Here is a 16,172-nt window from a genome sequence, read left to right on the forward strand (position 1 = left end):
GCGAAGCCCGGCCCCGCATGGCGAGCGACGATTGTCGATCCGTGCTCAGGCCAGCGCCGCCGCCCGCAATTTCTGCGCGCTGGCATAGGACGCCAGCTCGGCCCCCAGCACCGCCTGCGCGTGGCGATACGCCACCGGCTCCCGGATCCCCAGACGCTGGCGGGCGAGGTCGAGTGGCTCGTGCAACAGCGCCTCGTAATCCTCGCCCATCAGCCAGGCGGCGCGGCGGCCGTTGCGATAGCCCTCGACGACAGCCTTGGCGAACAGGGTGCTGCGGACCTCGCGGATGCTTTTCAGCGCCGCACCCGCCCCGATGAACGCCCAGCCAAGCCCGCCGGTCTGCGCGAAACTGAACGCGACCAGCGCCGCCTCGCCCATCGTCTCGTCCGCCTTGTACCCGGTCAGGACGTGCCAGATATCATGCACGTCGCGCGTCCGGCGACCGAACCACGCGTAAGGATGGCGGATGACCGCGCCGTGGCCGTCAATGTCGGAAATATCCGCCAGCCCCGCCGCGGTATAGCCGGTATCGGCCAGAAACTGGCGATACGCGGCCCCCAGCGTTCCCGGCGCAAAGGAGGCGAGGAAGGCGGGGTCGGAGAACCGCTCGGCCAGTTCGACCCGGTCATAGGCAAGACGCGGCCCGTGCGGCGTCTTCATCAGCCGGGCGAAATGGCCTGGCCCCTGATTGCCGTTCAACGACCGCATGATGACGAAAACCTGTGTCGTATCGTCGCCATTGGCGAGGAGTTTGCGAAGCGCACGAAATGCCGCGATCCAGTCGCGTTTCATGCTCGGCATCTGTGGTTCGGCCATGCGCGTGATTCCTTACTGACAATAATGTCAATAAAGGATGGCGGCTGTCGGATCAACGTCAAATGTCGGATGTGCGACGGTGATCCACCGCGCACCCGCGCCCATTCGCCGTAGCATCGTCATCCTAACGCGTCCTTTTTGCGCGAAAGGCCGTAGCTCGGGCGTTGGCGATCCACGCCAGCCGGATCAGAAAACCACACCACACCTCATGCCAGATCCTATCGACTATGAGATGCTTGCCGAGGCCGAACTGGCCAACGCAGCCACTGCCTCGACCCCGGTGCTTCGGCGCGCGCATCTCGATCAGGCCTCGATCTTCGCGACGATGGCCGAACGACACCGCCACGCCACGCCGGCAACGGACGCACCGGCACCGGAGAAGCGGCCGTGGAACCCCGCGCTGTCCGACCGGCGATCCTGACCGACGGTGTGGACGACGCCTCCGACGCATGCAAAAAGTGCATGCCAGATGTATATTTTTTGCAATTGCGAACGATCATTCCGCAGTGCACAGCGCTCAGGCCTTTCAGGCATCCTCTCCTAAAAACTTCCACGGCCGGTCTTTTGACCGGCCTTTTTTTTGGCTGTCGTGCAAGCCGGGTCCAGCCCGGATCCGGCGTGTCGCGGGAGGGGATCGACGCGGCGCACGCCCGCGCCGATCCCGCCCGATTACCCCTGGGGCATGCGTTCGGTCAGGACGATCTCGCCCTCGACCTCGATATCCTCGTCATCGTCCAGCGCCGATGTATCGGGCATGTCGAACTCGGCCGCCCAGTCATAGATCTTTTCCTGACCACCCTCGACCCACACGCGCACTGCGCCGCTGGTGATTTCACCGCCCATTGCGCCGACAAAGTCGGTGACGAGCGCATCGGCGGCGCTTTCATGATCGGTAACGCCGGGAATGTTCGCCGGCTCGATCGCCTCGTCCATCTCGATCAACTGCGCCCAGAAACGCTTCGCCATGCTGTCGTCCTCATCAGATCCTGCGGCCGGTCGACCGCGTCGCCAACCACTATAGCGTCACCGTCCGATGCTGCGAAGCGCTGCGAAGGCCGGCGTCGAGCACCTCCATCACCGTCAGCGCCTCGGCCGGCGGCACGGGGTTTGGCCCATCACCCCGAATTGCAGCCGCCAGCGCGTGCCAGAACAGGCGGTAATCGCCGCGACTGTTCGGTACCGTGACCGGCACTGCGCCGGGATCGCCGGGCGTCAGCAGGCCCGGCTGCGGATCCCGCCCCCAGTCCGCCCCGACGGGTGGCAAACCGGCGACGGTCCCGGCCTCCTGCATATCGGTGCCGTGCTTGATCCAGCTGGCGCGCGTGCCGTGGACCGCAAAGCGCAAGGTGTGATCGGCGACCAGCTTGCTGGATTGCAGGATCACCCGCCGGTTCGGGTAGCGCAACGTCGCGTGAAAATAATCCGGCGCCGGCGCGCCGTCGCGCAGGGTCGCGATATCGGCGGTGATCGCGTCGGGCCGGCCGAACAGGACCAGCGCCTGATCGACCAGGTGCGGCCCCAGATCGAGCCACGATCCACCCGCCCGCGCATCCTTCCACGTCGTGGCCAGGGCCGGTCGCCAGCGGTCGAACCGGCTTTCGAGATGGACGATTTCGCCCAGCCGACCTTCCGCGATCAGCCGGCGCAGTGTCAGGAAATCGGCATCCCAGCGCCGGTTGTGAAAGACCGTCAGCATCCGCCCCGACGCCTCGGCCGCCGCCGCCAGCTCTCGCGCATCGGCCAGCGACGTCGCGAACGGCTTGTCGACCAGGACATGCCGGCCCGCCGCCAGCGCGGCGATCGCATGCTCGGCATGCAGCGCGTCCGGGCTGGATACGATGACCAGATCAATGCCGGGTTCTGCCAGCAACGCGGTGACATCCGGCACGACGCGCATGCCCGGCCGGTCCGCCCGTACCTTGACCGCGTCGCGCGACACGACCGCGCGCAGGGCCATGCCCGGCGTCGCCTCGACATATGGCGCATGAAACGCGCGCCCGCCAAGCCCATAGCCGATCAGGCCAACACCGATCGTCCGCATCCCCGCCACACTCCTTCGGCAACCCCGATGCGATAGGCCAACGCGCCAGCGCCGGCAAACCACGATCGGCCCCGTCCTGCCCCACCGGGGCGACACACCGCGCCGCGCTCCCATGCCGACGGCCGCGACCCGGGCCTTGGACATTCGTTCACATCGCCGGTTCCGGCATGGGTCATCGACCCTGACGTCGCAAAGAATCCGGCGGCACTACCTCGCCAACGGATACGGCGCGTCATATGGCCTGACCATGCGCATCGCCATCATCGACACGAGCACCACGCGTGCCGCGATCATTTCGGACGGTCTGCGCGAGGCCGGACTCGACGATATCGTCGTGATCGACGGCATGGTCGGGATGGTCGCCGCGCTGGAAAAGGCCGCGCCCGAAGTGGTGTTGATCAACCTCGAAAATCCCAGCCGTGACGTGCTGGAGGAATTCTTCGCGGTGTCCCGCGCGCTCGCGCGCCCGATCGCGATGTTCGTCGACCAGAGCGATGCCGAATCCACCGCCGCCGCCGTCGATGCGGGCGTCTCCGCCTATATCGTCGACGGCCTGGCCAAACAGCGGATCAAGCCCGTCATCGACCTTGCCGTCCGCCGGTTCCAGGCGTTCGCCCGGTTGCAGGCCGAGTTGCAAGAAGCCCGAAGCGCGCTGGCCGATCGCACGACGATCGACCGCGCCAAGGCGATCCTGATGAAACGGCGCGGCATCGACGAACCGACCGCCTATGGCCTGCTCCGCGCGCAGGCGATGCGATCCAACCGCCGGATTGCCGAGATCGCCGACGCGATCATCACCAGTGACGCACTGATGGGAGACTTGTGATGGCGCTCGACCGGGTCCGCATCGGCTTCCTGCCGCTGGTCGATGCCGCGCTGCCGATCCTCGCGCGCGAGCAGGGGTTTGCCGAGGCCGAGGGGCTGGAAATCGAACTGGTCCGTGACATGACCTGGGCGACGGTGCGCGACCGGTTGCTCTATGGCCATACCGACGCCGCGCACATGGTCGCGCCGCTGGCGATCGCGACCGCGCTGGGGCGCGGGCGGCCCGCGGTTCCCATGGCGGTGCCGTTCGTGCTGGGGCTGAACGGCAACGCGATCACCCTGTCGCTGCCGCTCGCCGCCCAGGTACTGGACGGCGACGCACTGGGTGATCCGGTGATGCTGGGTACACGGCTGAAGGCAGTTGCGACCGAGCGTGCGGCGGCCGGGCGACGGCTGCGGTTCGGCGTGGTGCACCGCTATTCCAGCCACAACTACATGCTGCGCTACTGGCTGGCGGCGGTGGGGATCCGCCCCGATACCGATGTCGAGATCGTCACGACCAGCCCGCCCTTCGCCGCCGATGCACTGGCGGCGGGCGAGGTCGACGGCATCTGCGTCGGCGAGCCGTGGAACGGCGTCGCGGTCGATCGCGGCGTCGGTCGGATCGCGCTGGTGACCGCGCAGGTCTGGCGGCGCGGCGTCGAGAAGGTGCTGGCGATGCGCCAGGCGACGCTGGACGAGCGCGGCGACGTCGTCCAGCGGTTGATCCGCGCGCTGCACGCGGCAGCGGCACACTTCGTCGACCCCACCACGCGCGAGGCCAGCGCCGCCATTCTCGCGCGGGCCGGCTATCTCGACGCGCCGTGCGATACGGTCATGCGCGCGATCAGCGATCAGGTCCGGCTGGTGAAGGACGCGACGCCGATCCACGTTCCCGACTTCATGTTCCAGTACCGCGAGGCGGCGAACTTCCCGTGGCGCAGCCAGGCGGCATGGCTGTATTCGCAGATGGTGCGATGGGACGGCGCCGACTTCTCGACCCAGCAGGCAGACATCGCGCAAGGCGTGTTCCGCCCGGACGTGTATCGCGCCGCGCTGGCGGGGTCGGACGCGCCGTTGCCAAGCGCGAGTTCCAAGCTGGAAGGCGCGATCGGCGCGGTCAGCATCGGTGCGGGGTCGACGCAGGGGCGCCTGATCCTTGGCCGGGATGCGTTCTTCGATCGGCGCGCGTTCGATCCGGACGATATCGAGGGGTATCTGGCGCAGCTGCCGTAAATCTGCTGCACATGCGAAATGCCGCTTGCGCGCCCGACGCGCTTCGGTCATCTTCGCATCGTCCGGCAAGGGAGTCGGACACGAAATCATAGCGCGATCGGTTCCAACGAAGGGGCCTGACCGCGCAGGGCGATCCACCGATCGCCCCCAGGCAACGAAGCCGCTCCGATGCGTCCGCAAGGTCGCCGTCGGGGCGGCTTTTTCTTTGTCCGCCGCAGATGGAGGGCCGACCATGTTGTTCGCATCACCGGGTATCGACACCGCCGCACCCAAGGCCACCCGGATCGACCTGTTCAGCGCCGCCACGCCGCCGATGCGCGCCTTCCACGTTACCTGGGCGGCGTTCTTCGTGTGCTTCTTCGCGTGGTTCGCCGCCGCCCCGCTGATGCCGCTCATCAAGGCCGAGTTCGGCCTGAGCAAGGACCAGATCGCCAACATCAACATCGCCGCGGTTGCGGTGACGATCCTCGTCCGGCTGGTCGTCGGGCCGCTCTGCGACCGGTTCGGTCCGCGCCGCACCTATACATGGCTGCTCCTGCTCGGTGCGATCCCGGTGTTCGGGCTGGCGTTCGCGCAGACGTACGAGACGTTCCTGTTCTTCCGCCTCGCGATTGGGGCGATCGGCGCGTCGTTCGTCATCACGCAATATCACACCAGCGTGATGTTCGCCCCCAACGTCGTCGGCACCGCCAACGCGACCGTCGGCGGCTGGGGCAATGCGGGCGGCGGCGCGGCGCAAAGCCTGATGCCGCTGGTCGTCGCTGCACTGGTCGGGCTTGGCGTCGAGCATGCCTGGGGCTGGCGCGCGGCGATGTTCGTGCCGGGTGTCGCGATGCTTGCGATGGCGTTCGTCTATGCGCGCTACACGCAGGATACGCCGCAGGGCGACATCGTCGACCTCCGCGCAGCCGGCATGGAACTGGACGGCGGCAAGGCGACCGGCATGGCGATCTTCCGCCGCGCCGCCGCCAATTACCGGACCTGGATGCTCGCCGCGACCTACGGCGCGTGCTTCGGCGTCGAGATCTTCATCCACAATATCGCGGCGAGCTATTACGTCGACCGGTTCGGGCTGTCGCTGACCAATGCCGGGCTGGCCGCCGGGATCTTCGGTGGCCTCGCGCTGTTCGCCCGCGCGCTCGGCGGGATCGCGAGCGACCGGATCGCGCTCGTGAGAGGCCTCGACGGGCGCGCGCTGCTGCTGTTCGCGCTGATGCTCGGCGAGGGTATCGGACTGGTCCTGTTCGGCAACGCCGGCAGCGTGACGCTGGCCATTCTCGCGATGACGATGTTCGGGCTGTTCACCCACATGGCGTGCGGCGCGACCTATGCGCTGGTGCCGTTCATCGACCGCAAGGCGCTGGGCGGGGTCGCCGGGCTGATCGGCGCTGGCGGCAACATCGGCGCGGTCGCGGCGGGGTTCCTCAACAAGGCGTCGGCCACTCCGCAGCACTGCCTCGTGGTGCTTGGCTACATCGTCACCGGCACCGCGGTCTGCGCGCTGGCGGTGCGCTTTTCCGCCACGCACAAATCGGACGAGCGCGCGCTGCTCGACGCGGCGCTCGACGCACGGCGGCGCAGCGAGCGACCATCGAACCGCGCCATCCCCGCCTGATGCCCCCCCCTTCCCCGGCTCCAACCCGACTGGACGATCTGATGGAATACCAAACCTCCTCTCCCGACACACCCTTTTCCAAAAGGCGCGAACACCTCGTCGTGATCGGCAACGGTATGGCCGGCTGTCGCGCGGTCGAGGAACTGATCGCGCGCGACCCGACCCGTTACCGCGTCACGATCTTCGGTGCCGAACCGCATGTGAACTACAACCGCATCATGCTGTCGCCGGTGCTGGCGGGCGAGAAGACGTTCGAGCAGATCGTCATCAACGATCATGCCTGGTACGCCAGCAACACGATCGCACTCGTGACCAGCGATCCGGTGCAGGCGATCGACCGCGTGGCGAAGACCGTCACCGCGCGGTCCGGGCTGAGCGTGTCGTATGACCGGCTGCTGATCGCGACCGGGTCCGATCCGTTCATCATCCCCGTCCCCGGCAAGGACCTCCCCGGCGTGATCTCGTTCCGCGACATGGCCGATGTCGACCACATGCTGGAGGCGGCCGGAAAGGGTGGCGCTGCGGTCGTCATCGGTGGCGGGCTGCTCGGACTTGAGGCCGCGCACGGGCTCACGTTGCGGGGCATGAAGGTCACGGTGATCCACCTGATGCCGACGCTAATGGAGCGGCAGCTCGACGAGGCGGCGGGCTGGTTGCTCAAGTCGGCGCTGGAGGCGCGCGGTCAGGTCATCCTGACCGAGGCGAACACGGCCGAGATCGTCGGCGATACCCGCGTCGAGGGCGTGCTGCTGAAAGACGGTACGCTGATCCCAGCCAGCCTAGTCGTCATGGCGGTCGGCATCCGTCCCTCCGTCGCCCTCGCGCGCGAAGCCGGGCTGGAGATCGGGCGCGGGATCAAGGTCGACGACCATATGGTCACCAGCGACCCGTCGATCCTCGCGGTCGGCGAATGCGTCGAGCATGACGGCAACGTCTACGGCCTCGTCGCGCCCCTGTGGGACATGTGCCGCGCGCTCGCCGACGGGCTCACCGACAGTCACAGCGGCTATCGCGGATCGGTGACCTCGACCAAGCTGAAGGTCGCCGGGCTCGACGTGTTTTCGGCGGGCGACTTCTCGGGCGGTGCCGGCGCGGAGGATATCGTCCTGCGCGATGCGTCGCGCGGCATCTACAAGCGCGTGGTGGTCAAGGATGACCGGATCGTCGGCGCGGTGCTGTACGGCGACACCAGCGACGGCGGCTGGTATTTCGACCTGCTCAAGCGCGGCGAGGACATCGCCCCCATCCGCGACATGCTGATCTTCGGCCAATCCTTCGCTTCGGGAGGGGCGCAAGCGGACCCTAAGGCGGCCGTTGCGGCGCTCTCCGACGATGCGGAGATTTGCGGCTGCAACGGCGTCACGAAGGGCAAGGTCGTGGCGTGCATCGGCGCGGGCAACGCGACGCTCGACGCGGTCCGCGCGACCTGCAAGGCGTCCGCATCGTGCGGGTCGTGCACGGGTCTTGTCGAGACGTTGCTCGCGGTCACGCTCGGCGACGAGTATTCGGGCGAACGTGCGGTGAAGACGGTGTGCAAATGCACCAGCTTCGGCCACGACGACGTCCGCCGCGAGATCGTCGCGCAGGGCATGCGATCGATTCCCGAAGTGATGCAGAAGATGAGCTGGTCGACGCCCGATGGGTGTTCGTCGTGCCGCCCTGCGCTCAACTACTATCTGCTCTGCGCGCTGCCCGGCGAGTACAAGGACGACCAGCAGAGCCGGTTCGTCAACGAACGGCTGCACGCCAACATCCAGAAGGACGGCACCTATTCGGTCGTGCCGCGGATGTGGGGCGGCGTGACCAACCCTCGCGAACTGCGCGCGATCGCCGATGTCGTCGAGAAATACGACGCGCCGATGGTCAAGGTGACGGGCGGCCAGCGGCTCGACATCTTCGGGATCAGGAAGGAGGATCTGCCCGCGGTTTGGGCCGATCTCAACGCCGCGGGGATGGTCAGCGGCCATGCGTATGGCAAGAGCTTGCGCACCGTGAAGACGTGCGTCGGGTCCGACTGGTGCCGGTTCGGGACGCAGGATTCGACCGGTCTCGGCGTCAAGGTCGAGCGGATGACCTGGGGCTCGTGGATGCCGCACAAGTTCAAGATCGCGGTCAGCGGCTGCCCGCGCAACTGCGCCGAGGCGACGATCAAGGATTTCGGCGTGGTCTGCGTCGACAGCGGCTACGAGCTGTCGGTCGGCGGCAATGGCGGGATCAAGGTCCGCGCGACCGACTTCCTGTGCAAGGTCGCGACCGAGGACGAGGCGATGCAGTATTGCGCCGCGTTCATCCAGTTGTACCGCGAGGAAGCGCGCTATCTGGAGCGCACCGCGCCGTGGATCGAACGCGTCGGGGTGGAGTATATCCGCGAGCGCATAGCCGAGGATGCGGAGGGGCGCGATGCGCTGGCGGCGCGGTTCCTGTTCTCGCAAACGTTCATGCAGGACGATCCCTGGGCGGCACGCGCCGCGGGCGAGCACCGCGAACAGCACGCCCCGATGGCGCGCTTCACCCCCATCGACGGAACGTCCGTCGCTCTCGCGAAGGAAATGGCATGACCCCTGATTTTCTGGCAGGCGAATGGCTCGATATCGGCTGGGTCGACGAGATTCCGGTGCGCGGCAGCCGCACGGTGCAGGTCACCGGCGGCGACGACATCGCGGTGTTCCGCACCGGCGAGGGCAAGGTGTTCGCGCTCGCCGATCGCTGCCCGCACAAGGGCGGGCGGCTGTCGCAGGGGATCGTTCATGGCGGCGCGGTGGCATGCCCACTGCACAATTGGCGGATCGCACTGGATACGGGCGAGGCGCTGGGCGAGGACAAGGGCTGTACGCCGGTGATCCCGGTCAAGGTGTCGGGCGGCAGGGTGCTGATCTGCCGCACTGCAACGATGAAGGCGGCGGCGTGAAGGACGCGCTTCACACGACTCAAGCCCCTCCCCTTCAGGGGAGGGGTTGGGGGTGGGGCGTCTCCGCCTCGCAGAGACAATCGAACGTCTGCGCGGCACGCCCCCACCCCAACCCCTCCCCTGAAGGGGAGGGGCTTTGAGCGCGCCCGTCCGCACGACCTGCGCCTATTGCGGAGTCGGCTGCGGCATCCTCGCGACGCCGACCGGTGAGCGCAGCGTTACGATCAAGGGCGACCCCGACCACCCCGCGAACACCGGCAAGCTCTGTTCGAAGGGCACGCATCTCGGCGAGACGATCGGGCTCGAAGGCCGCCTGCTCCACCCGATGATCGGCCAGCGCCGCGCCACCTGGGACAAGGCGCTCGACCTCGTCGCCAGACGCTTCCGCGACACCATCGCGCAGCACGGTCCGAACGGCGTCGCCTTCTATGTCTCCGGCCAGTTGCTGACCGAGGATTATTACGTCGCCAACAAGCTGATGAAGGGATTCATCGGATCGGCCAATATCGACACCAATTCGCGGCTGTGCATGGCCAGCGCGGTCGCCGGGCACACGCGCGCATTCGGCGAGGATATCGTGCCCGCCGGCTATGAGGATCTCGACGCCGCCGATCTGATCGTGCTGGTCGGGTCGAACACCGCCTGGTGCCACCCGATCGTCTATCAGCGCATCCGTGCCCGCTGCGATGCCGGCGCGAAGCTGGTCGTGATCGACCCGCGTCGCACCGAAACCGCGGACGAGGCCGACTTCCACCTGCCAATCCGCTCCGGCACCGACATCGCGCTGATGAACGGGCTGCTCGCCTGGTGCCGCGACGCGGGTGTGGTCGATCACGACTATCTCGCGCGCCACGTCGCGACGCCCGACGGTTTCTGGGACCATCTCGATGAAGGCAGCGACCTGTGGTCGGTGGCGCGCCTCTGCGACGTCCCCCTGCCCGACCTCCGGCGCTTCTACGAACTTTTCGCCGCTACGCCAAAGACGGTGACGATGTTCAGCCAGGGCGTGAACCAGTCGTTGTCGGGCACCGATCAGGTCAACGCGATCACCAACCTCCACCTCGCCACCGGCCGCATCGGCAAGCCCGGCGCGGCCCCCTTCTCGATCACCGGCCAGCCCAATGCGATGGGGGGTCGCGAAGTCGGCGGCCTTGCCTCTGCCCTCGCCGCGCACATGGATTTCGCGCCCGGCAATGTCGCGCGCGTCGGCCGCTTCTGGGCCGCGCCGAACATGGCGACCAAGCCGGGGCTGAAGGCGGTCGACCTGTTCCGCGAACTCGGCCACGGCCGCATCAAGGCGATCTGGATCATGGCGACCAACCCCGCCGTGTCGATGCCCGACGCGGCGCGCGTCCGCGCGGCGCTGGCCGATTGCCCGTTCGTCGTCGTCTCCGACGTGATCGAAACCACCGACACGTCGGTCCACGCGCATGTCCGCCTGCCCGCCGCGGCCTGGGGCGAGAAGGACGGCACCGTCACCAATTCCGACCGCACGATCAGCCGCCAGCGCGCGTTCATGGCCGCGCCGGGCGAAGCGAAACCCGATTGGTGGATCGTGTCGCAGGTCGCGCGACGGATGGGGTGGAAAACCGCGTTCGCCTATGACCGCCCGGCCGAAATCTGGCGCGAGCATTGCCGCCTGTCGGCTTATGAGAACAACGGCACGCGGCTGTTCGCGCTGCCCGGCCATGCCGCCCGGGGCAATGCCGACTATGACGCGATGGCACCGTTCCGCTGGGGCGGCACGCCATTCGCGGACGGCCGTTTCCCGACACCCGACGGCCGCGCGCGGCTGGTGCCGGTCGTGCAGAAGCCGGTGGCGGCACCGCTGACCCAATGGCCGATGACGCTCAACACCGGGCGCTACCGCGACCAGTGGCACACCATGACCCGCACCGGCCTGTCGCCGAAACTTGCGCGCCACCGCGAGGAACCTCTGGTCGAGATCCACCCCGATGATGCCGCGCGGCTGGGGATCGTCGAGGGCGGCCTGGCGCGCGTGACGACGCCGCAGGGCGACAGCCTGTTCCGCGCGCACGTCGTCGCGACCCAGCGGACCGGCGAATTGTTCGTGCCCATCCACTGGACCGACCGGACCGCGACCGGCGGCCGCACCGGGCTGCTCCCCCGCCCGCTCGCCGATCCGGTGTCGGGCCAGCCGGGCTTCAAGTCGACCCCCGTGCGGATTGAACCGGTCGTCAGCGAATGGCGCGGCTTCGTCGTCATGCGCGGCGAACTGGACCGCCGCCCGGACTGCCTGTGGGCAACGCGCGTCGCGGTCCCATGCGGCACCGCATGGGATATGGCGGGCAACGGCGACGCCGCCGCGCTGGACGCGCTGCTGCCGAAGGGCCAGCGGATCGAGGCGATCGACGCCGCGCGCGGCAGTCGCCGGATCGCGATCCTCCAGGACGGACGGCTGTCCGCCGCGCTGTTCGTCACGCGCGACGGCACGCTCCCGCCCCGCGACTGGCTGGTCACGCAACTGGCACAGGCGGTTGCCGCCCCGACGGTGCTCGCGGGGCGAGGACCGGGCGTGCAGGTCGATCGCGGACCGATCGTCTGCACCTGTTTCGACGTCGGGCTGACGACCATCCTCGCCGCGATCGCCGACCAGCAGCTGGCCGACGTGCCAGCGATCGGCGCGGCGCTGGGGGCCGGCACGAATTGCGGTTCCTGCCGCCCCGCCCTCGCCAAACTCCTCGCTACCGAAGGATTGACCGATGTCGCATGACTTTCAACCCGGCACGGTATGGCTGGTCGGTGCCGGCCCCGGCGATCCCGATCTGCTGACGCGGAAAGCCGAAAGACTGCTCGCCGCGGCCGACATCGTGTTCTTCGACGCGCTGGTCGGTCCAGCGATCCTCGCGCTCGTTTCCCCTGCCACGAAACTGGTCGGCGTTGGCAAGCGATCCGGCCGGCATTCAAAGGACCAGGGGTCGATCAATGCGCTGCTGGCCGCCGCCGCGAAGGCCGGCAAGCGGGTCGTGCGCCTGAAGGGCGGCGACCCCTCGATCTTCGGCCGCTCTACCGAGGAGATCGACCACCTCGCCGCCAACGGCATCCCGGTCCGGATCTGTCCCGGCATCACCGCCGCCAGCGCCGCTGCGGCCTCCGCCGGTGCCTCGCTGACGCTGCGCGGGCTGGCCCGCAAACTCACCTTCGTCACCGCGCACGCCCGCGCCGGCGAGGCGCTCGACCTCGACTGGACCGCGCTGGCCGCATCCGACGCGACGCTTGCCATCTACATGGGCCGCGCCGCCGCCGCCGAGATCGCGCGCAACCTGATCGCCGCCGGCCGCGCGCCCGACACCGCCGTGATGGTGGCGGTCAACGTCTCCCTCCCCGACGAGCGAATCATCCGTGGCCGATTGTCCGCGCTCGCGTTCCTGGTCGAAACGATCAGCGACAGCGATCCATCGTTGCTGCTGATCGGCGAAGCCGTTGCCGCCGCTGGTAATGAACGCACGGTCTATTCCGGCGAGGGGGCGATGCGGGTCGCGCTCGCGGATCGGATCTGACGCAGGTCCGGCCTGCACCAGCACCGATCAATGGCCTCCAGCGATCGGAAGCGCGGGATGGGCAATCGACCAACAATGGTCCGGCTATTCGCACCCGCGCGAACGGCGTCCCGTGAGACGCCGGCAGTGCCCGAATACAAAAAAGCCTCAGCAACGCGACGCGTTACCAAGGCTTTTTATGGTGGGCGTGGCAAGGATTGAACTTGCGACCCCTGCGATGTCAACACAGTGCTCTACCACTGAGCTACACGCCCTCAAAGGTCAGACCCTGCGGCCTGAGGTTGGGGGCTTTAGACGTCGGATTTTTTCCGCGCAAGCCCCCAAATCACAAATCAGCTCAGGCCGGTCGCCGTCCCCACCTCGAACATGCGATCGACCTCCAGCACCAGGTCGCGCAGGTGGAAGGGCTTGGACAGCACGCGGGCCTGCGGCATCGCCTTGCCCGCCTTCAGCGTGACCGCGGCAAAGCCGGTGATGAACATCACGCGCAGGTCGGCGCACATCTCGCCGGCCTTCTGCGCCAGTTCGATGCCGTCCATTTCGGGCATGACGATATCGGTCAGCAACAGGTCGAACCGCTCCGTTTCCAGCAGCGGAATGGCGGCGGTGCCCCGGTCGACCGCACTGACACTGTAGCCGGAGCGTTCGAGCGCGCGCGTCAGATATTCGCGCATCACCTGGTCGTCCTCGGCAAGAAGGATCTTTATCATCATCGGTCCTGTAGTTCGCGAAGCCATGCGTACCCCGGCAGCGGTTAAGATTTCCAGTCCGCACGTTGCCCGACGACGCCGCCACGCCTACGCTTCGTCGCATAATGGCACGCAATTTCGATCAGTTGGGCGATGCGGTTCCGGCCAGTCCGGTCGTCCTGTCGGTGCCGCACGCGGGGCGCGACTATCCCCCGGCGCTCACCGACCTGCTGCGGGTGCCGGTGGCGGCGTTGCTGCCGCTGGAGGATCGCCATGTCGATGCGGTCGCGCGTGCGGCGCGTACCACGCAGACCCTGCTGGTGCAGCGCACGCCGCGCGCCTGGATCGACCTGAACCGGGGCGAGGATGATCGCGACCCGATGATCGACGATGGGGCCGCGCCGGTCGCCTTGCCCCTGCGGTCCGTCAAGGTGCGCAGCGGCCTTGGGCTGGTGCCGCGCCGCGTCGCGGGGGCAGGAGAGGTGTGGCGCAGGCGGCTGTCCGCGCCCGAGGTGATGACGCGGATCGTCGACGACCACCGCCCCTATCATCAGGCCGTGTCGGCGGCGCTGGCCGCGGCGTGGCGACGGTTCGGGATCGCCGTGCTGCTCGACATCCATTCGATGCCGCCGCTGGGCGCACCGGACGATGCCCCGCGCGTGGTGCTGGGCGACCGCTTCGGCCGGTCGGCGGCGAACCGGCTGGTGCGCGCCGCCGCCGGCGTGATTCGCGAAACCGGCCTGAAGCCGGCGTTCAACGCGCCCTATGCCGGTGGCCATATGCTCGATCGCCATGCCCGACCGCGTCTGGGGGTTCACGGGATCCAGCTGGAGCTGGATCGCGGACTCTATCTCGATGCGGCGCTGGACGGGATCGGCCCCGGGCTGGCGGCGACTGCTACGCTGGTCGGGCGGATCATCGTCGCGCTGGAGGATGCGGCGCTGGGCCTCGCCCTGCCCCACGCCGCGGAATAGCCCGCCGCATCCACGCATAAAAAACCACCCCGTACCGAAGTACGGAGTGGCCAAGGTTCAGGGAGGAGATACGCCCGGAGGCGTATCATACGGGTCGCGAAAGGGGGGGACACGACGCCGTACGCATCAAATATAGGCCGGCTATTTTTGGCTTCAACCAGAATGCGACGAAAAAATATCAGGGCTGACGACGCGCCGGCATCATCCGCGACAACACCCCATCGCGCAGGATGAAATGGTGGCGCAAAGCCGCTGCGACATGCAGACCGACAAGGGCCAGCATCAGCCAGCCGAGCACCTCATGCGCCTCGTGCCCGACCCCGGACAGGTTCGGCGCGATCGGCAGATACGGCACATCGAACAGCCCGAACCAGTCCAGCCCACGCCGCTGCGCCCCCGACACCATCATCCACCCGGTGACCGGCATCACGATCAGCAATGCATACAGCACCCAGTGCGTGAGATGGGCGATCCCGCGTTCGATGGCGGACAGCGCGGCGGGCAGCGGCGGCGGGCGATGCGCCAGCCGCCACACGACCCGCCCGGCGGTCAGCACCAGCACCGTCAGACCGATCGACTTGTGCAGGCCCATGGCCCCGGCCAGCCCGGACAGCAGCGATTCGTGCAGCAGGCCGATCGCCAGATTGGCGATCACGAGCACCGCGATGGTCCAGTGAAATGCAATCGCGACGTGTGAATAGCGTGCGTTCCGGTCCATCGGGATGCTCATGGTCGTTGCCTCGTCGATGCCGGTGAATCAGACGTTGAGCTGCGGAACCTGCTGCGGCGTCTTGCCCTGCTGTGCCTGGCGACCGAAGATGTCGCGCATCAGCGACAGCGAGAACAGATGCGCGTGGATGAGCGGCAGCATCCCCGACTTCATCATCTTGCGCAGCTGGTCGCCGCGCAGGTCGTTCAGCTTTTCCTCGTTGATCATCTGGAAACCGCGATAGATGAACGGCTGGTCCGCGCCCTCGGGCTGGATCGACACTTCGCCGTCCATCAGCAGCTCCATCTGGCGCAGTTCGGCCATGAACCCCTGCGTCCGCGCGCCGGCCTGCTCGAACGTCTCGTTGAACGCCAGCACCGCCTTGGTCAGCTCGGTCGGCTGGCCATTCTCGAACAGGCGCTCGCCATCCTCGAACGGGCCGATCGAATCCGCGGTCGGGTCGAAACAGAGTGACAGTTCCTGCGCGTCGGGGCGCAGGCGGGCGAGCATGTAGGGATAGCGGCGGATATAGGCCGGGACGTAGACCGCCGGTTCCAGCAGCTTGCCGTCGTCGCCGATGAAGACGTTCACGCCCTCGTTCAGGCCCATCAGCGCCAGCGGCACGCTGTCCTCACCGATCGAGAACACGATCGGCATGTGACGCTGCACCAGCGGAAACTCGTCGACGGTGACGGGGATCGCATGCTGGCCGACCAGGAACGGCGCGCTGTCCTGCGTGCGGATCCGGTAGTCGGCGTGCTGCTCGCTCGAAAGCGGTTCCAGGCCATTGTAGAAAAGCGGAAGCTGCGGCGCGCTGGCCATCGGAAAATCTCCAGTCGATACGGAACAAAAGCGCCGG

The 16,172-nt window shown here is 67.7% G+C and carries 15 protein-coding genes and 1 tRNA gene; 9 read left to right on the plus strand and 7 right to left on the minus strand.

The genetic code is table 11. The features are described 5' to 3' along the window. Nucleotides 1-45: 45 nt before the first annotated feature. Entirely contained in the window at nucleotides 46-816 is a 771-nt protein-coding gene (locus ASE75_RS01475) for a Coq4 family protein (protein ID WP_055927755.1), read from the minus strand. A 208-nt stretch (nucleotides 817-1,024) separates the two neighbouring features. Between ASE75_RS01475 and ASE75_RS01480 the strand changes: the two genes are divergently transcribed. Next, the gene (locus ASE75_RS01480) at nucleotides 1,025-1,237 is read left to right on the plus strand and encodes a hypothetical protein (RefSeq protein WP_055927758.1); all 213 of its coding nucleotides are present in this window, start codon (nucleotides 1,025-1,027) and stop codon (nucleotides 1,235-1,237) included. 248 nt (nucleotides 1,238-1,485) lie between these two features. Here the strand turns inward: ASE75_RS01480 and ASE75_RS01485 are convergent, their stop codons facing one another. Together ASE75_RS01485 and ASE75_RS01490 are read right to left on the minus strand one after the other, a co-directional pair. After that, nucleotides 1,486-1,782, minus strand: coding sequence for a hypothetical protein (locus ASE75_RS01485; RefSeq protein ID WP_055927761.1), 297 nt, complete (start codon nucleotides 1,780-1,782; stop codon nucleotides 1,486-1,488). A gap of 49 nt (nucleotides 1,783-1,831) precedes the next feature. Then, entirely contained in the window at nucleotides 1,832-2,857 is a 1,026-nt protein-coding gene (locus ASE75_RS01490; protein WP_055927764.1) for an oxidoreductase, read from the minus strand. Nucleotides 2,858-3,104: 247 nt separating this feature from the next. On the opposite strand from ASE75_RS01490, the gene ASE75_RS01495 reads away from it, so the two are divergent. From ASE75_RS01495 to cobA, 7 genes are all read left to right on the plus strand, one after another. After that, entirely contained in the window at nucleotides 3,105-3,683 is a 579-nt protein-coding gene (locus ASE75_RS01495) for an ANTAR domain-containing response regulator (protein ID WP_055927767.1), read from the plus strand. Continuing rightward, nucleotides 3,683-4,897, plus strand: coding sequence for a CmpA/NrtA family ABC transporter substrate-binding protein (locus ASE75_RS01500; RefSeq protein WP_055927770.1), 1,215 nt, complete (start codon nucleotides 3,683-3,685; stop codon nucleotides 4,895-4,897). Before ASE75_RS01495 ends, ASE75_RS01500 begins: the two co-directional genes overlap by 1 nt. A 232-nt stretch (nucleotides 4,898-5,129) precedes the next feature. Further along, nucleotides 5,130-6,512, plus strand: a complete 1,383-nt coding sequence (locus ASE75_RS01505; RefSeq protein WP_055927773.1) for an MFS transporter — start codon at nucleotides 5,130-5,132, stop codon at nucleotides 6,510-6,512. 41 nt (nucleotides 6,513-6,553) lie between these two features. Continuing rightward, on the plus strand, nucleotides 6,554-9,070 hold the full coding sequence (gene nirB, locus ASE75_RS01510; protein WP_055927776.1) for a nitrite reductase large subunit NirB: 2,517 nt from the start codon (nucleotides 6,554-6,556) through the stop codon (nucleotides 9,068-9,070). Next, on the plus strand, nucleotides 9,067-9,420 hold the full coding sequence (nirD, locus tag ASE75_RS01515) for a nitrite reductase small subunit NirD (RefSeq protein WP_055927779.1): 354 nt from the start codon (nucleotides 9,067-9,069) through the stop codon (nucleotides 9,418-9,420). The genes nirB and nirD overlap by 4 nt, the downstream gene beginning before the upstream one ends. Before the next feature lie 136 nt (nucleotides 9,421-9,556). Then, nucleotides 9,557-12,154: a nitrate reductase gene (locus ASE75_RS01520; RefSeq protein WP_055927782.1), complete on the plus strand. Its 2,598-nt coding sequence runs from the start codon at nucleotides 9,557-9,559 to the stop codon at nucleotides 12,152-12,154. Continuing rightward, complete coding sequence (cobA, locus tag ASE75_RS01525; RefSeq protein WP_055927785.1) at nucleotides 12,144-12,941, plus strand: uroporphyrinogen-III C-methyltransferase; 798 nt, start codon at nucleotides 12,144-12,146, stop codon at nucleotides 12,939-12,941. Before ASE75_RS01520 ends, cobA begins: the two co-directional genes overlap by 11 nt. Before the next feature lie 179 nt (nucleotides 12,942-13,120). On the opposite strand, the gene ASE75_RS01530 is transcribed toward cobA, so the two are convergent. Both ASE75_RS01530 and cpdR read right to left on the minus strand, forming a co-directional pair. Then, nucleotides 13,121-13,195, minus strand: a tRNA-Val gene (locus tag ASE75_RS01530). 78 nt (nucleotides 13,196-13,273) lie between these two features. Next, entirely contained in the window at nucleotides 13,274-13,651 is a 378-nt protein-coding gene (gene cpdR / locus ASE75_RS01535) for a cell cycle two-component system response regulator CpdR (protein WP_055929196.1), read from the minus strand. A 104-nt stretch (nucleotides 13,652-13,755) separates the two neighbouring features. Between cpdR and ASE75_RS01540 the strand changes: the two genes are divergently transcribed. Then, nucleotides 13,756-14,604, plus strand: a complete 849-nt coding sequence (locus ASE75_RS01540; protein WP_055927788.1) for an N-formylglutamate amidohydrolase — start codon at nucleotides 13,756-13,758, stop codon at nucleotides 14,602-14,604. Between the two features lie 178 nt (nucleotides 14,605-14,782). Here the strand turns inward: ASE75_RS01540 and ASE75_RS01545 are convergent, their stop codons facing one another. Further along, nucleotides 14,783-15,334, minus strand: a complete 552-nt coding sequence (locus ASE75_RS01545) for a cytochrome b (RefSeq protein ID WP_235512467.1) — start codon at nucleotides 15,332-15,334, stop codon at nucleotides 14,783-14,785. Nucleotides 15,335-15,361: 27 nt separating this feature from the next. After that, nucleotides 15,362-16,135 carry a SapC family protein gene (locus ASE75_RS01550; protein ID WP_055927791.1) on the minus strand — a complete coding sequence of 258 codons (774 nt, stop codon included), beginning with the start codon at nucleotides 16,133-16,135 and terminating at the stop codon, nucleotides 15,362-15,364. Nucleotides 16,136-16,172 lie beyond the last annotated feature (37 nt).

Origin of the sequence: Sphingomonas sp. Leaf17 (assembly GCF_001421505.1) — a bacterium.
Classification (GTDB): domain Bacteria; phylum Pseudomonadota; class Alphaproteobacteria; order Sphingomonadales; family Sphingomonadaceae; genus Sphingomonas.

What these genes read in the sequence shown, in the direction of transcription:
- ASE75_RS01475 (WP_055927755.1), bottom strand. Translation starts at nt 816, where the DNA reads ATGGCCGAACCACAGATGCCGAGCATGAAACGCGACTGGATCGCGGCA.
- ASE75_RS01480 (WP_055927758.1), top strand. Translation starts at nt 1,025, where the DNA reads ATGCCAGATCCTATCGACTATGAGATGCTTGCCGAGGCCGAACTGGCC.
- ASE75_RS01485 (WP_055927761.1), bottom strand. Translation starts at nt 1,782, where the DNA reads ATGGCGAAGCGTTTCTGGGCGCAGTTGATCGAGATGGACGAGGCGATC.
- ASE75_RS01490 (WP_055927764.1), bottom strand. Translation starts at nt 2,857, where the DNA reads ATGCGGACGATCGGTGTTGGCCTGATCGGCTATGGGCTTGGCGGGCGC.
- ASE75_RS01495 (WP_055927767.1), top strand. Translation starts at nt 3,105, where the DNA reads ATGCGCATCGCCATCATCGACACGAGCACCACGCGTGCCGCGATCATT.
- ASE75_RS01500 (WP_055927770.1), top strand. Translation starts at nt 3,683, where the DNA reads ATGGCGCTCGACCGGGTCCGCATCGGCTTCCTGCCGCTGGTCGATGCC.
- ASE75_RS01505 (WP_055927773.1), top strand. Translation starts at nt 5,130, where the DNA reads ATGTTGTTCGCATCACCGGGTATCGACACCGCCGCACCCAAGGCCACC.
- nirB (WP_055927776.1), top strand. Translation starts at nt 6,554, where the DNA reads ATGGAATACCAAACCTCCTCTCCCGACACACCCTTTTCCAAAAGGCGC.
- nirD (WP_055927779.1), top strand. Translation starts at nt 9,067, where the DNA reads ATGACCCCTGATTTTCTGGCAGGCGAATGGCTCGATATCGGCTGGGTC.
- cobA (WP_055927785.1), top strand. Translation starts at nt 12,144, where the DNA reads ATGTCGCATGACTTTCAACCCGGCACGGTATGGCTGGTCGGTGCCGGC.
- cpdR (WP_055929196.1), bottom strand. Translation starts at nt 13,651, where the DNA reads ATGATAAAGATCCTTCTTGCCGAGGACGACCAGGTGATGCGCGAATAT.
- ASE75_RS01540 (WP_055927788.1), top strand. Translation starts at nt 13,756, where the DNA reads ATGGCACGCAATTTCGATCAGTTGGGCGATGCGGTTCCGGCCAGTCCG.
- ASE75_RS01545 (WP_235512467.1), bottom strand. Translation starts at nt 15,334, where the DNA reads ATGAGCATCCCGATGGACCGGAACGCACGCTATTCACACGTCGCGATT.
- ASE75_RS01550 (WP_055927791.1), bottom strand. Translation starts at nt 16,135, where the DNA reads ATGGCCAGCGCGCCGCAGCTTCCGCTTTTCTACAATGGCCTGGAACCG.